The 14406-nt window shown below is 68.7% G+C and carries 13 protein-coding genes; 5 read left to right on the top strand and 8 right to left on the bottom strand.

Going from position 1 to position 14406, the window contains the following annotated elements; genetic code table 11:
- Positions 1-71 precede the first annotated feature (71 nt).
- Positions 72-278 carry a DUF397 domain-containing protein gene (locus ACWC1K_RS03890; protein WP_450828637.1) on the bottom strand — a complete coding sequence of 69 codons (207 nt, stop codon included), beginning with the start codon at positions 276-278 and terminating at the stop codon, positions 72-74.
- Positions 275-1132 carry a helix-turn-helix domain-containing protein gene (locus ACWC1K_RS03885; protein WP_450828636.1) on the bottom strand — a complete coding sequence of 286 codons (858 nt, stop codon included), beginning with the start codon at positions 1130-1132 and terminating at the stop codon, positions 275-277. The genes ACWC1K_RS03890 and ACWC1K_RS03885 overlap by 4 nt, the downstream gene beginning before the upstream one ends.
- A 225-nt stretch (positions 1133-1357) precedes the next feature.
- Here ACWC1K_RS03885 and ACWC1K_RS03880 point away from each other — a divergent pair, with 225 nt between their 5' ends.
- Entirely contained in the window at positions 1358-1819 is a 462-nt protein-coding gene (locus ACWC1K_RS03880) for an ATP-binding protein (RefSeq protein WP_450828635.1), read from the top strand.
- A gap of 71 nt (positions 1820-1890) precedes the next feature.
- Here ACWC1K_RS03880 and ACWC1K_RS03875 read toward each other — a convergent pair whose 3' ends face one another.
- Complete coding sequence (locus tag ACWC1K_RS03875) at positions 1891-2259, bottom strand: hypothetical protein (protein WP_450828634.1); 369 nt, start codon at positions 2257-2259, stop codon at positions 1891-1893.
- Positions 2260-2775: 516 nt separating this feature from the next.
- On the opposite strand from ACWC1K_RS03875, the gene ACWC1K_RS03870 reads away from it, so the two are divergent.
- The 4 genes from ACWC1K_RS03870 (at position 2776) to ACWC1K_RS03855 (ending at position 7990) form a co-directional block, all read left to right on the top strand.
- Positions 2776-4035, top strand: coding sequence for a hypothetical protein (locus tag ACWC1K_RS03870; protein ID WP_450828633.1), 1260 nt, complete (start codon positions 2776-2778; stop codon positions 4033-4035).
- A gap of 820 nt (positions 4036-4855) precedes the next feature.
- Positions 4856-6412 carry a CCA tRNA nucleotidyltransferase gene (locus tag ACWC1K_RS03865; RefSeq protein ID WP_450828714.1) on the top strand — a complete coding sequence of 519 codons (1557 nt, stop codon included), beginning with the start codon at positions 4856-4858 and terminating at the stop codon, positions 6410-6412.
- Positions 6413-6486: 74 nt separating this feature from the next.
- Positions 6487-7569, top strand: coding sequence for a hypothetical protein (locus tag ACWC1K_RS03860; protein WP_450828632.1), 1083 nt, complete (start codon positions 6487-6489; stop codon positions 7567-7569).
- 58 nt (positions 7570-7627) lie between these two features.
- Positions 7628-7990 carry a deoxyxylulose-5-phosphate synthase gene (locus ACWC1K_RS03855; RefSeq protein WP_450828631.1) on the top strand — a complete coding sequence of 121 codons (363 nt, stop codon included), beginning with the start codon at positions 7628-7630 and terminating at the stop codon, positions 7988-7990.
- A gap of 28 nt (positions 7991-8018) precedes the next feature.
- On the opposite strand, the gene ACWC1K_RS03850 is transcribed toward ACWC1K_RS03855, so the two are convergent.
- From ACWC1K_RS03850 to ACWC1K_RS03830, 5 genes are all read right to left on the bottom strand, one after another.
- Positions 8019-9110, bottom strand: coding sequence for a DNA polymerase III subunit beta family protein (locus tag ACWC1K_RS03850; RefSeq protein WP_450828630.1), 1092 nt, complete (start codon positions 9108-9110; stop codon positions 8019-8021).
- 80 nt (positions 9111-9190) lie between these two features.
- Positions 9191-9829: a hypothetical protein gene (locus ACWC1K_RS03845; protein WP_450828629.1), complete on the bottom strand. Its 639-nt coding sequence runs from the start codon at positions 9827-9829 to the stop codon at positions 9191-9193.
- Positions 9830-10044: 215 nt separating this feature from the next.
- Positions 10045-10494, bottom strand: coding sequence for a hypothetical protein (locus ACWC1K_RS03840; RefSeq protein WP_450828628.1), 450 nt, complete (start codon positions 10492-10494; stop codon positions 10045-10047).
- A 194-nt stretch (positions 10495-10688) separates the two neighbouring features.
- Positions 10689-13235: a GmrSD restriction endonuclease domain-containing protein gene (locus tag ACWC1K_RS03835; RefSeq protein ID WP_450828627.1), complete on the bottom strand. Its 2547-nt coding sequence runs from the start codon at positions 13233-13235 to the stop codon at positions 10689-10691.
- 104 nt (positions 13236-13339) lie between these two features.
- Entirely contained in the window at positions 13340-14179 is an 840-nt protein-coding gene (locus tag ACWC1K_RS03830; RefSeq protein ID WP_450828626.1) for a hypothetical protein, read from the bottom strand.
- Positions 14180-14406: the final 227 nt, after the last annotated feature.

Below are 14406 nucleotides of genomic sequence, written 5' to 3'. Positions count from 1 at the left end.
AACGGGCTCGCTACCGTCACCCCAAGTGACGTGAGCGAGCCCGTTGTTCCGCTCGGAAGCCGTACTCGGCCCTACTCCACGGCGAGCGCCACGAACGCCGCCCACTCGCCTCGGCCAACCAGCAGCACCGGCCCGCCGCCCACGACCTTCGAGTCCCGTACGTACACGGCGTCCAGGCCAGCGGCCACCTCCACGCAGTCACCGCCGCCCGATCCGCTGTAGCTGCTCTTGAACCAGTGCAGCCCGCTCACGTTCTCGGATACCTGCTCCACGCTCATGTCTCTCCCACCAACCGTTCGATGAGCCGTGCGGACTCGACGCCGTTCAAAGCCTGCGATCGCAGCTTGCCATACCGCAACCCGAAGGCGCTGACCTCTGCGGGATCATGCACGACACACCCGACTTCCTGAGACTCGATGTATCCGAGGTGCTGGTGCTCCTTGGTCTCCAGCGCCACGAACGCGCCGTTCAGACCGGAGTGGAACCCGCACGCGGCAGGCATGACCTGCACATCCAGGTTCCGCAACGCGCCTACCTCCAATAGGCGTTGCCACTGTCCGCGCATGACCTCCGTGTCGCCCACCGGATTCCGCAGCGCCTCCTCCGCGATGATGAAGGACAACTCCGCGAGCGGCACCCGAGTCAGCAGCTTCTGCCGACCCATTCGTGCCTCGGTGTGCTGCTCGATGATCTCCTCACTCAGCGGCGGCCAGTGCCCGGCGAACAGGGCCCGCGCGTACGCCTCCGTCTGCAACAACCCGGGCACGAGCAGCGGATCATAAGAGAACCGGCTCACGACCTCCGCCTCGATCAGCGCGAAGTTCCTGAAGAACCTCGGCAACTTCGCCCGATCCACCTCCCCCTGAAGCGCGTCCAGCACCCCACCCGCCTCCAACACCCGCTCCGCCGCCACAGTGAACGCGACCTTCGCCGGCCGCCGCCCCTGCTCCACCGACGCGACCTGCTCCAGCGAGTAGCCGATCGCGTCGCCGAGTTGCTGCTGGTTCAACCCGGCCCGCTTGCGCAGGTACTGCAACAACACCCCGTAAGCCGACCACACGCCCGGCACATCGGGCCCGCCGTCCTTCGTCTTCGCGCCCCGCCCCGTCCGCGTCTCCCGTACCGTCCTCACAGTCCCACGCCCTTCCCATCCCGCTCCGCGCCCGCCACGGCCGCCCTCGCCACCGGTCCATGTCCAACACGAGGCGCGAGAACAGGGACACGCGCCGGACCCGTACAACGCCCGTACAAGCCCCGTACAACCAGGCCCACAACGGTCCGCCCACTCCGTACGACGAGCCCGACGTACGGCCGTCGTACCTGGTCAGCGGGCCATCCACCCCGCCACGCTGACACCGTGACCCACCATCACCTCACCGAAGAGGCGCAGCCGTCTCTCGCCCCCACCCGCCAACTCACCCTGCGCTTCAGCGGCACCCGGCGCGGCGCACGCCTCGCCCGCCGCCTCGCCGTCCAGCAGTTCACCGAGTGGACAGGCATCCCGTACGACTCCGACCCCGCCCGAGCCGTCGCCCTCGTCACCGCCGAGTTGGCGTCGAACGCGGTCCGCCACGGCAGCCTCCCCGGCCGCGACTTCCGGCTGACGCTGCACCTCCTGCCCGACCGCTTCCGCGTCGAGGTGACCGACACCCGCCCCGAGCGCTTGCCACCGCCCGCGACCCCGCGGCCCGCCGACGAGACCTCGGGCCGCGGACTGCTCCTCGTCGAGGCATACGCCGACCGTTGGGGACGCACGGTCCGTGACGCGTACACGAAGACGGTCTGGGCGGAGGTGCGGCTCAGCACCACGGGCTCGTGAAGCCGCCTACCCCTCGTCCGGGTAGGCCGCCCCGGCGCGAGCCGCCCCAACGCCGACGAGGGGGCGGACCGTCAGCGACCGTCGTAGTGCTCCGCCAGCTTCTGGATCTCCCGGGTCCACAGCAGCATGTCGTCCCCCGGCCGCTTGTACGGTGCGCGCCGGGCCAGCTTGAAGAAGCCACCGGACGGCCAGCCGCTGTCTTTCAGCACCACGAGGGCCGAAAGCAGGGGCAGCGACCCGTCCGGACTCTCCCGGACCGAGGCGTCCTCCAACAGGTAGGGCATGGGGCCCTCGTGAGCGGGGACGTGATGACCGAGCCGTGCGAGCTCGCTGCTCAGGTCGCCGTACTGAATCGGTGCCGCGCCCTGGCATGCCCGTGAGCGCAGGATCTCGATCACGGCGTCCAGAGCCTGCTCGTACTCCAGCGTGCCCTTCTGCATGTGCCCTCCCGACCTCGGTTCCCGACGACCGCCGAACCTACGCCACCGGCGGCCGCTCGGCGTCCGAATGCGCGAAGTGGCTATGTTCCTCTTGTGAACTGAGTGCATGGGTTTCATACTGATGTCGGCCAACTGCCGCCCTCCCCCTCGGCGGGCAGGCGCGCGTGGCCGGGGGGAAATGAGTGAACGGATCGGCGCGGACGGGCGGCAGGTGCGCTTCCCGTTCCGCAGCGATGGCACTGAGGGGCGGGGGCCGCGCCGCGGCAGGCCAGGAACGTATGGTCTGCCCGAATTGGTTCCGGCCCGACGACGTAGCGGTTCGAACACGCCCGGAGCCACGGCGAGATGGTGCCAGGCCAGGACGTCGACTCCTTGCCCGCCAAAGGGAAGCGCGCGCTGGCGCTGACGGGCCGACACCTCGCTCACCCGTCATCGGAAGAACCCGGCCCCGCCCGGCGACCGCCGTGCGCCCCCCCGACCACCCACAACTGCGAGAAGCGACTTCAGGAGCGGGCGATGGACGCCGAGATTCAGCTGATCAGTGACGATGACGGACTGATGGTCATCGGGAACGCGGCGGACGTCGACCGCTTCCTCGTCTCGGAGGGACTGTCGTCGTCGAAGGATCTCGGACCGCAGTGGCTCAAGTCCGTCTTCGGCGTCGGAGCCGCCGTCGCGCAGGCGGGTTCGGAGATGGCCGAGAACTCCGGGCGGTGGGTGAAGCTGACTCCGAAGTCGGCGCAGCTCGTCAAGAAGTACGGGTTGAGGGAGAGCTCGAAGACCGGTTTCGGCACGGGTGTGGTGAAGGGGCAGAAGGGCCAGATCAGGGGCTTCGTGGAGTTCGTGAAGGGGCCACGGTCGTTCCTGACCAACCCGGCTGCTCTTGCCAACGCCGCGAAGCTCATGTCGCAGGTGGCGATGCAGCAGAGCATGGACGAGATCACCGACTATCTCGCCGCGATCGACGCGAAGGTCGACGACGTGCTGCGCGCCCAGAAGGACACGGTGCTGTCCCGCATGATCGGAGTGGGCTTCGTCATCGAGGAGACCATGACCATCCGCGAGCAGCGGGGCAGGGTCGACGAAACCATGTGGTCGAAGGTGCAGGACGCGCCGACGGCGATCGCGGAGACCCAGGTGTACGCCCTGCGTCAACTCGACGCGATCGCGGAGAAGATGGAGCGGCAGTCCAAGATCGGCGATCTCGCCGCGACGGTCAGTGAGGCCGAGTCCCCGGTTCGGGAGTGGCTCGCCGTTCTGGCTCGCTGCTTCCAACTTCAGGACGCGATCGCCGTGCTCGAACTCGACCGGGTGCTCGACGCGTCCCCGGACGAACTGGACGCTCACCGCCTCGGGCTGAAGGCCGCTCGACAGGACCGGCGGGAACTCATCTCGCGGAGCACCGGGCGTCTGGTGGCGCGGATGGACGCGGTCGCCGGCACGGCCAACGCGAAGGTGCTGCTGCACCCGGCCAAGTCCCCGGCCGTGGTCCAGTCGAGCAACCAGATGGCCATCGGAGTCCATGACCTTCACGAGCGGCTCGGCATTGAGTCCGGCCGCCGGTCGCCGGAGGCCAGGCGATGGGTGGAGGCGGCCACCGATGTGAGGGACAGGGCGCTCGAGACGGGAGCGAAGGGCGTCGACGCCGCTCGAAGCCGCGGCAAGCTGACGCTCGACCGCGCCGGCTCGGTCAAGGGCAGGATCGCCGACGGGATCGCCGAGCGCGCACGTCGTCTGCGCGGGGGCGAGGAGGAAGCGGCGAGCGAGGCTGAGTGATTGTCGAACGTCAGCCACGCTCGGACAGCGGGTGGACGCCAGTGACATTTCGCGTGAGACATGAGGGTGCGTGAAGATGGCCGCGGCCGTGACCGAAGAGGACAACCGCAAGGTACAGACCGCCGTCCTGGGCGGACCCCAGGGGCATCAGCCGGTCTTCCTTCCCTTCGAGAAAGAGGACGCCCAGCGTCTCCGGCAACTGCGCGGCGCCGACGCCTTCAGCTGCGGTGTCCTCCTCGGAGGCTGCGGCCAGGTGCTCACCCTGCGCGCCTGCGGTGACAGGAAATCCCACTTCGCCCACCGCCCGCCCGTACGGTGCCGCCGCACCGCCGTGGGAGAGAGCAGCGCGGACCACCTGTACATCGGAGAGGCCCTCGTCCACTGGCTGCGCGGGCAGGGCCAGAAGAACGTCGCGGTCGCGTACGTCCAGCAAGCCCACGCCCGCAGCGACTCGATCGAGATCCGCTTCGGCCGTAAGGGACAGCGCCGCCTTCTGCACGTGCAGATGGCTCGGCGCTCCTTCTCTCAGTGGAAGGACGACGGAAGGAGACTCGAAGCCGCGCCGGGCAAGAACCCCGTGATCCGCACATACGGGCCGGACAGCGAACTCTCCCCCTACGAGGTGCAGGCAGCCGGATACGCGCTGCGCTTCCGGTGCGAGACACGTGACGGCACGCGAGAGGTGACGATCGGTACGCAGTCGCCTGATCACACCGTTCAGTGGACGACTCTCGCACGGTGCCGCCTCAACGACCTCGGACTCGTGACGCCGTCACTCGAAGCGGCTCCGGACGGCGACGTCCTGCGTCTCAAGAGAGCGGTGGGGGCTGGGGCGTCGGCGTCTCAACCGCACCGACAGGCAACCGGCCAGGGCGAAACGCGACGGCGGGAACAGCAGCCGCCGGCCGCTGACTCCCGGTCACCCGAGACGGCGGCGAGGCCGGCACACGACGAACCTGCCGATCCCCGGGCGCAGGCGGCACGCGCTGCGCTCCCGCCGGTTGTCGACGATCTCCTGCACCGCTTCACGACCGCGGGGCTCTCCCTCACACTGGCAGGCGCCTCGGTACGCCAAGCGCTGGAGGGCAGCGTCGGGCACGAACTCGACTTCGTCACGGACTCCGACGGGCGACGTATACAACAGACCCTCCACGGCTGGGGCGACGACCTTCGGTTCCAGCAAGACGACGCCCCCGATCTCGTGAGTCTGCGCAAGCAGTGGGACGGCGACATCTACACCCTGCGGATCAACGCACGTCCGGCACCCACCCGCCACCGTCCTTCCGGATCGCGGCGTGCGGAACACGAGAAGGCGGTGGAGGCGCACCTGCGACGCAGGGACTTCACCATCGACGCCATAGCCCTCGGACTGTCGCACGTGACCTTGACGGATCCCTTCGGTGGCCTTCAGGACCTGGAGCGGCGCGTACTGCGGACCCCGCGCGCACCCACGGCGTCGATCGTCAACGACCCACCGCTGATGCTTCGCGTGGTGCGTTGTGCGGCCCGACTCGGTTATGAACCGGTGCCGGAGCTGAGGGACGCGATGAGCGCTACGGCGCGACGTGTCCCCGAGATCCCCGCCGAACAGGTGCGAGAGGAGCTCACCGCCCTCCTGCTCTCGACCAGGCCCGCAACCGGTCTGCGCCTGTTGGTCGACACCGGACTCGCCGAGCACGTCCTGCCGGAGCTGCCGGCCCTGCGGTTCGAGAGCGCCGGGCACCACCGCCACAAGGACATCTACGAGCACACACTCACCGTCCTGGACCAGGCCATCGCCCTGGAGACAGAAGGACCCGACCTCACCCTGAGGTGGGCCGCGCTGCTCCACGACATCGGCACGCCACGTACCCGCCGGACCGGACGCAACGGGCAGGTCACCTTTCACCACCACGAGGTAGTGGGCGCGAAGATGGCCCGCAAGCGGCTGCGGGCCCTGGTCTGTCCGGAGCAACTGATCGCTGACGTCGTCCGACTGGTGGAGCTGCATCTGCGTTTCCACGGCTACCTCGACGAGAAGTGGACCGACCCCGCCGTGCGCCGCTACGTCCGTGACGCCGGCCCGCTGCTCGACCGGCTGCACAAGCTCATCCGTGCCGACTGCACCACACGTGACCGACGCAAGGCGCATGCGCTCGCCCGCGCTTACGACTCCCTGGAAGAGCGCATCGAGCGCCTGGCGGCCGAGGACGCTCGGGAGGCCGCCCGCCCGGATCTCAACGGCCACCAGATCATGGAGATTCTCGGCATCCGTCCCGGGGCCGAACTCGGACGAGCCTATGAGTACATGCGGAACCTCCACATCGAAAAGGGCCCGATGAACTTCGAGACCGCCAGGGACGCGCTGCTGGAATGGCGAGCCCGGCGCGACCGCTGACTCCGGCCGGCCGGCCAGCCCACCGTCAGACCGACGACCGACCAGAACCACGCACTTGCACACGGAGTCACCTCATGTCCCGATACCGCCGCGCCGCCGGCACCGCCCTGCTCGTCGCCGCCTTGCTCGCCGTCGGCGGCTGCGGGAGCGACACCGAACCCTCCACCGCGCACAGCTCCGCCGTCCCCGAGGACGAGACCGTGACGGAGCCGACCTCACCAGCCGACGACGAGCCGGACACGGACCCCGCGTCGGCGGAGGCGACGACCGAGGACGACACCTCGATGGAGGACTTCCTGGCGGCCGCCGGCGTCGACGACGCCCTGGTGAACCAGCTCGGCGAGGTCGGCGACGCCAACAACTACGGTCTCGGTACGGATGTCGAGACCGATCTGGAGGACCGCCGGGGGCTCGCGGTCGTTCAGGTCACGACCTGCCGCAACGTGGCCGTCGGGTACCGGACATGGGATGGAAACCGGTACTCGGACGAGGCAGGCGGCGCCACCGAGGACCAGGCCGCCGCGATGGCCGACTTCCTGCGCACGGAGTTCTGCCCCCACGTCGCCCCCCTGAAGGAAGCCCCGCTGCCCCGGCAGACCCTCGGCGGGCCCTCCGAGGACGATCGGGGCGGCCGGGGGCTCGCGTCGCCGCTCACCTGGTGGGACGGACGCTACCCCCGCGTCTCGTGGTCCAAGGCGTGTGCGGCGCAGACGGGCATGCCCATCGGTGACCCCGTGGCCTACCGCCTGGCGAAGGACGAGGTCGTCTGCGCCACCGTCCCGCCCGCCGCATCCCTGAAGAAGCATCTCATCAGCCTGGACGTCGTCTTCTCGTCCCCGGTCGACGAGGACCGGGCGCGGAAGGCCGCGCTCGCCCTGCTGCCGTCCGACGCGACGGCGACGGAGCCGACGGAGGGCGCCAACCCCGACTGGTCGTACCTGGACGGCGGCTGCCTGAGCACCAACTTCCGCACGGCGACGATGGAAAGACTTATGGACGGGCTGGGGAAGGACGCCGAGCCGTGGGCGTCCGCCCTGTACTACTCCGACGGATCGACCGAGGACGGAGCCGTGGGCGACTACACCGGCAAGGTCAAGCAGGTCTCGCTCTCCACGGGACCCGACGAACCGAGCGCGTCCGGCGAGCTGACCTGCTGACACTCGCCGAGCCGAAAATCCCGTCGAGTCCCACCAGGGCGGCGCTTATCCTGCCGGCATGGCCCACGCGAAAACCTCGTACGTCTGCTTGCCTTGCCGGGCCTCGTACAAGCAGCGCTACGACAGCGGCAGGGAGCGGATCTGCCCCCGCTGCGCACTTCCGCTGATCCACGTGGGCTCGGCCTTCGCCGCACCCCGCCGACGGGACACCGCGGCCTGGCGGACGCTGTCCGTGCTGCTGCACGCCGGCGTCCGCTTCCACAAGAGCTGTTGTGGCGGTCCTGGCTACCGTCCACGCACCCTGCGGGAGGTCCGCGAACGGATGACGTACGCCCGGCGCAGCGGCGAACCCATCGCCAGGTCGCTCGTACGGCACGAGGTGCCCTCGGCCCCGCCGCGCGGTCGAGGCGAGCGGCGGTAGGCAGAGGCCAACCGGCGCTCTGCGCGGCCTAGTTCTCCAACCGGACCGGCATGAGGAGTGAGAAGGCGCCTTCGTCGTCGGGCCGCCGGATCGTGAGCGGTGCCGTGGGCGCGCCCAGTTCCAGGACCAGTTCGTCCCGGGCCCCGGCGGCGAGGGCGTCCAGCAGGAACGCGCGGTTGACGGCCACGTTGTCCGGGTCGTCGTCACCGTCGTCGCACACGATCACGGACCCGTTCTCCGCCACCCTGAGCACGCTGAGGTCGTGAGGCTCGGCGTCCTGCTCACGTGTCTCGCTCACCCGTACCGGGCCGGTCTCCAGCGCCTTACGGAAGGCCGCCGTATCGACGTGGGCCCGGCGACCGGCCGGGAGGTCGACGAGACGGCGGTAGTCGGGGAACTCACGGCCGATGCTCCGGCCGGACGTCTGCCGGTCGCCGGTCTCCAGCGTCACGCGGTCACCGTCCACCGCGAGGTGGACGGGCTCATCACCCGTCAGCAGCACCCGCATCGAGTCGACGAGCGGAAGAGGCACGACGACCTGCGTCCGGGGCCCGGCATGCCCGGTCGTGGGCGTCTGCGCGACAGCCATGCGGTAGCGGTCGGTGGCCACGAGGTGAAGGCCGTCGCCCTCGACGTCGAACAGGACTCCGCCGAGCATCGGCAGCTCCGCGTCGGTACCGGCCGCGAAACGGACGGCGTCCAGCGCGGCGCCCAGTTCCGGCGCGAGGACGGACAACCGGGCGGTGGTGTTGGCGGTGTGGAGCGAAGTCATGGGGTCTGTCTCCCTGCGGTCGAGTAGAGCTCGGAGCGTGGAGAACTCGACGCGGGCCTCGGACAGCCCCAGTTCGAGACGGCGCAGGTGCGCCTGAAGCAGACCGCGCACCAGGTCCGTGTCGGCCCCGGCCCAGCCGGCCAGTACGAGCCTGATGTCGGCCAGCGGCATGCCCGCCCGGCGCAGCCGGGCCAGAAACCGGGCCTCCTCCAGCTGCCCGGGCTCGTACCAGCGGTAGCCGCTGACCGGGTCCACCCAGGCGGGGATCAGCACACCGGCCCGGTCGTAGAACCGCAGCGCGCTCACACTCAGTCCGCCGTCCCGGGCCATCTCCCCGATGCTGCGCATGTCGTTCTCCACGTCCGGAACCCTGAGCCCTCGACAAGGTCGAGGGTCAACCCGGCCACGCCCGCGGACATCACGGTCGTTCAGATCCCGGCGAATTCGGGTGCCCAGGTGAGTCGTAGGCCGACACTGTCGGCCAGTGCGGTCCAACGGACCGCAGACGGGCGTTTCTCCAGTACCAGAACCGGGCGGATCGCAGCGCTTGGGCAGGTGCTCCGTAGCTGGTGGGCGTAGTCGAGGATCTGTCCGATGCCCAGGCGGATCTGCTGGTCCTCGCGTGCTCCGGTGAGGCTCTTGACCTCGGCGACGAAGATGTCTTCACCGAGGGACCACCCGGCGTCGAATTCGGGTGCGCCCGCAGCGTTCGTACATGCCTTGACGCCCTGGCGGGACAGGTGCTCGATGAGCGCTCCGACCGTCGACTCGTGCGCCGCGGTCGCCTCGTCGAGACGACTCAGGTCCAGCGTGAGATCACCGGGGGCGCGTCGGCCGGTCCTCCGCAGTCGAAGAGGACCGCCGAGAATGCGTGCTTCGGGTGTGGCGGCTGCGACGGGACGAACCCGTCCCGTGCGCGCTCTTCTCAGCTCCAGGCACGGTGCGGGCCTTCCCCTGAGCAGTGCCGAGAAGCCGTCCGCGTCGACGACGCAGACGTGCCGTCCGCGCCTGCGCTCGGCCTCGGCGTCCACGAGAGTACTGCTGTACGTGCGACGATCGTCGGTCACGACCTTGCTGGCCAGATCGCCGTAGACGACGAGGGTGACCTTGCGTGAGAAGTCGGTCTTGGGGGTCGCGCCCTGTTGTTCTGCTCTCTCGGCACAGTGCGTTCTGAACCTCCATTCGCCGTCGACGAGAACGCGACCCGTGAAGCAGATCGTCTGGCCCTTGAGTCTGTGGACAGTCCCTCGGCACGGTTGTCCTGGCACAGGTGCTGCCTCCCTCAATCGCCGTCCGGGGGCAGCCAGCCGATGTGCCGCAGCGCGGGCACTATTCGGAAGCGGACGAAGGCGATCACCGGTGTCTCGTCATCGGTGGCGGGAAAGAGCAGGGCGTGCTGGAGGGGCTTCTCGTGCTGTGGGTCGTCCAGGTCCACAGGAGGCAGATCCGGTCGGTCGAACGCGGCCTCCAGAGCGACACCCTCCCGAGCGGTCAGCTCTCTGAGAGGGTGCAGTCCCACGGCGTTCGCGAGGTCCCAGGTGGTGAGCGACTTCTTGATCCGTGGCCGGCCATGTGTGTCGACGTACGTGGGGAACACCATGATCCGCAGTTCGCCATGCCTTGCAGAGGCGCAGACCCCGGAGCGCAGTCGGTTGTGCAGATTGGAGAGGGCCGACGGCATCTCGGGGACGACCGTGGGCTTGTGGAGCACCAGATCGCGCTCGCCGTTCATCCAGAGATTGTCATGTACCGTCAGCGAAGGCCGCCCGGGGACGCGTACCTCCCACGCAGCGGCGGTCGCCCTGGACATTTCTCCGGAACATGTCGTCCCGCTCTTGTTGATGCCCCTTCCGCCGGCCCGGGCCAGCGTGAGGTCGTTCAGCAACTGCACGAGTGATGCCTCCGTTGAGAAATCCCGACAAGCGTTCAGTTCCGCTGCGCCAGATCCAGCGCAGCCACCCCGACGAACCAGTCCAGGACTTCGCAGATCTCGTCGCCGTGCTCCGCGAAGACACTGACCGGGAAAGAAGGACGCAGCTCCAGCTTCGCCTCGGGCAGGTCGATGCCGTCGATCTTGTTCAGCCGGTTCAGGAGTTCTCGGCGCTGCTCCGTGTCGTCGAAGGGGCTGCGCGTCTTGAGGTACTGGAAGACCACCTCGACGGTTCCGCTGACGGGATAGATCCCGACCGGCCACATCAGATGCGGCCCATGGCTGGTTCCGAGGTCCAGCATGGGGAAACAACTCGTCTCCTCGTGCCGGCCGTACGTCACGTGGCCGCCCTGGCGGCGCCAGAAGTCGAGGACCGCCACGACCCCCTCGAACGCGGCAGGCCAATTGTCGCGCAGCTGCGCACGGAACCGCTCGGCCGCTGCCGTGTCTTCCCCGTCGGGGAGCGGGTCGTGCGCCGCGGGCTGCGTCACGTCCCGGCCCAGCAGGGTGGCCAGCTCGGCGGCGGACAGGCGCTGGGAGGGGTGGGCCCGCCCGAGGGAGTCGAAGCGCACTCCCTCGCTCGCCAGCAGTTCCCGCGGGGGCGGCCGGTCACTGCCGTCCGCCCAGCGGAACGAGGGGGAGACCCTGCCCTCCACGGTGAGTACCCGGTAGGCGCCGATCACGCCCGTGTTGGCGCCCAGGTAGGCTCCGACAGGCACCGGGTGACTGCCGATGAGCTCGGCGACATCGCCGTACGTCGTCCAGGTGCCGCTCGGCATCGCCACCAGAGCGCCCCGCAGTTCGACCCAGCCCGGTGATTCGTCACCGGTCGGCTTGACCCCGCCGATCGGACCGGGCCACAGTTCCGCGGCGCGGTCGGCCAGACGATCGGCCCGTTCGAGGATCTGCGCCTTGCCCCAGCGCTGTGCCGAGGCGATCTCGAGGTTCATGCGCAGGGCACTGGCGTCGAGGATCTGCTGCTTGCGTTCGAACGGGTGGTTGGAAAGCTTGGCGTTGTCACCGGTCAGCGTCAGGTTGCCGAGCGTGTGCACCAGCAGGTCGTGCAGTTCCTGCGGAGTCTGGTCCGGCTCGGTCTCCTCGGCGAGCAGATCGAACCAGGCGGGGGCGGGGCGTTGTGGCAGAACGTGCTCCACACTCAGGGACGCCTTGGCGAAGTCCACGGGCTCGGAGGCCCGGTAACTCTCCTCGAGGCGGCGCAGAATGTAGCTGCGCTGTGCAGGGCGTCCGGACCAGTAGAACGGTTTGCCGCGGACCGCCGCGCGCAGTTCCTCGTTGCTCGGCCAACGCCTGCGTCGGCCGGACAGGAACCGCCTTACCGCCTCGGCGGCCGGCCGGTCGGTCTCGAGCTCCTTCGGCGCTTCCATGAAGATGCGGTTGAGGTTGGTCGTCGGCGTCTGGCAGATCAGGCGCCGTACCAGATACGACTCGACGTAGCCCAGCGCCTGAGCTGCTTCGTCCGGCGTTGTCCTGCCCGCCGCCAGAAGGTCGAGCAGGTGCAACGCGAGCGGGTAGTGCGTCTGGCCACCCCAAGAGGCCAGACGCTCCAGGACCGCGCGGAGGGCGGGAGCCTGCTCGCGAGCGGGTTCGACGATGCGCAGGAACCTCGCTGCCCGCTCGGCCAGTTGCTCGATCTCCCGCTGCAACGCGTCCTCGTCGCCGGCCAGCGGCTGGAGCCGCTTCTGCTGCTCGCGGTAGATTTCGCTCTGCTTGGTCTTGTAGTGGCCGCGTACCACCAGGTCGAGCCAGACCAGGAGTTCGAGGTTCTTCGGGCCGAGACTCTGCTGCATGGGCAGCCAGAGTTCCTGGTAGATCCGCTCGCCTCGCTTGGGCAGCAGCATGAACACGTAGTTGCGCAGCAGGTCGCTCTGACTGAGCCCGACACCTGTGTTGTTGATCGACTCGAAGATCCGGTACACGTTGTCGCCCGGCTCGGCGGTGATCTCCACGATGGAGAGCAGATCCTTGAGCACGGTCTCGACCGTTGAGGCCCACCGCTCGTCGCCCGCCTCGTGGTCCTGGGCGAGGGCACCGCGGAAGAACCGGTAGGCGGCTCCGATGTTGTCGCCCCCGCCGGCGTCCGCCCGGGACTGGACGCAGGCGGTGTAGGCGTCCCGGTCCGCCTGCGTGGGCAGCAAGCGATAGTGGTCCGCGCCCTCATGGAACTCGTTGACCAGTACTTGCCGGTGTACTCGGTCCCCTCCGCGCGCGTCCCCCATCTCCTTCAGGTGGTCGCGCAGCGCGGTGAAGGCCAGCATCAGCGTGGTCAACCGCTGTTGCCCGTCGACCACGAGCCACCTTTGCACGCCGCCCGCCTGGATCTGACCGGGTGCGAGCACCACCGAGCCGAGAAAGTGCGGCGCGGCCGGCTCTCCGTCCAGGTGCTGATCGACCAGCTCCTCGATGTCCTCCCACAGCCGCTGAAGCTGTTCCCTGCCCCAGCTGTACGTGCGCTGGTAGAGCGGCACCTGGAACTGCTTGTCCCCTTGGACGAGCTTGAGGAAGGTGATCTCTTGGGCGCGCATGCGCCTCCTTTCCCTACGGCACCCCCGACGGAGGCACAGGACAAGGCCATTCATGTCCGACGCCCTGCGCGCCATGGGCAGTTGTCCGTTGAATCTATGCCTTTTCAGGCGCCGTTGTCCGCCGATGTCAGGCACGAACGGTTCGAGATGCGCGGCATCGTCTCGTTCGGGGAGCGGCGCAGCAGCTTGATGGTGCGGCCCTCGACCCAGGCGTTCCAGGCTTTGAGGTAGTAGAGCAGGTGCTCACGTGAGTCGTCGCGGCGCCGGTGCGCGTTGCCCAGGGCCAGGTTGAGCATGGTGTTGCGCAACGTCAGACGTGGATCGCCCGGCTCCAGGCGGGCACCGGTGACGACCCCCGTCTCCCAGTCGGACTGGTCGATGTCGGGCCGGGCCTCACTGGTGACGTACCAGCCGATCGTCGCGGCCGTGACGGTGATGCGGCACCCCCGGTTCAGTGCTATGCCGTGGTGCAGGGCATCGCGGACACCGGGGTGCTCGCCGAGCAGGTGCAGCAGTTGGTCGTTGCTCGTGACCGACGATCCGCCGCTCCACGGGGAGTTGGGGGAGTTGCGGTACAGGTGCAGTCCGCGCAGTGCGGCCGCCAGGTGGGTCGCGTTGACCTCCCCCGCGAGGGCCAGCGCGTCCCGGCCGGTGCGCTTGCGGCCTGTGTCCATCACGGTGAACGCAGTGCGCGGCACGCCGTGTGTGACGGTCAGGGGCACGGTGACGCCCGCCTTGATGATGGCTGCCAGGCGGTGCTGTCCGTCGATGAGTACGTTGTCCTCGTCGAAGGCGATGCCCTGGTGCGTCAGCTGCCATTCCCCGCGCTGGATCTGACCGGCCAGGTGCTGCACCGTGCTCTTGCTGAGCGGCCGATTGCTGGTGTTGCGGGTGAGCCAGTCTGCCGCCAACTGCGGCGACACGTCGACCACTTGCATATGCATGGCACCTTTGTCTTCCTCCTGGGTGACATCACTGACAGCCTGTCGTGAATTGTGAACTAAGTCAACGGGTTACGAGACGTGAGACTGGGTGTCAAAGTGTCGTACGAGTGATCCAGGTTGGCGCAGTGCCGGTGGCGATCACTCGCCGGGCGCCGCCTGTTGCGGAAGGGTGACAAGGTGCGATGGATGTCCGTGTTTGCTGATACGCTCACTTTGTGTGCTCAGTT

The sequence above is a fragment of the Streptomyces sp. NPDC001492 genome, from assembly GCF_053597275.1.
This window is presented reverse-complemented; position numbering and strand designations above follow the sequence as displayed.

Bases quoted from the DNA above. Each gene is read 5' to 3' on its own strand.
- ACWC1K_RS03890 (WP_450828637.1), bottom strand. From the start codon at position 278: ATGAGCGTGGAGCAGGTATCCGAGAACGTGAGCGGGCTGCACTGGTTC.
- ACWC1K_RS03875 (WP_450828634.1), bottom strand. From the start codon at position 2,259: ATGCAGAAGGGCACGCTGGAGTACGAGCAGGCTCTGGACGCCGTGATC.
- ACWC1K_RS03870 (WP_450828633.1), top strand. From the start codon at position 2,776: ATGGACGCCGAGATTCAGCTGATCAGTGACGATGACGGACTGATGGTC.
- ACWC1K_RS03860 (WP_450828632.1), top strand. From the start codon at position 6,487: ATGTCCCGATACCGCCGCGCCGCCGGCACCGCCCTGCTCGTCGCCGCC.
- ACWC1K_RS03855 (WP_450828631.1), top strand. From the start codon at position 7,628: ATGGCCCACGCGAAAACCTCGTACGTCTGCTTGCCTTGCCGGGCCTCG.
- ACWC1K_RS03850 (WP_450828630.1), bottom strand. From the start codon at position 9,110: ATGCGCAGCATCGGGGAGATGGCCCGGGACGGCGGACTGAGTGTGAGC.
- ACWC1K_RS03840 (WP_450828628.1), bottom strand. From the start codon at position 10,494: ATGAACGGCGAGCGCGATCTGGTGCTCCACAAGCCCACGGTCGTCCCC.
- ACWC1K_RS03835 (WP_450828627.1), bottom strand. From the start codon at position 13,235: ATGCGCGCCCAAGAGATCACCTTCCTCAAGCTCGTCCAAGGGGACAAG.
- ACWC1K_RS03830 (WP_450828626.1), bottom strand. From the start codon at position 14,179: ATGCATATGCAAGTGGTCGACGTGTCGCCGCAGTTGGCGGCAGACTGG.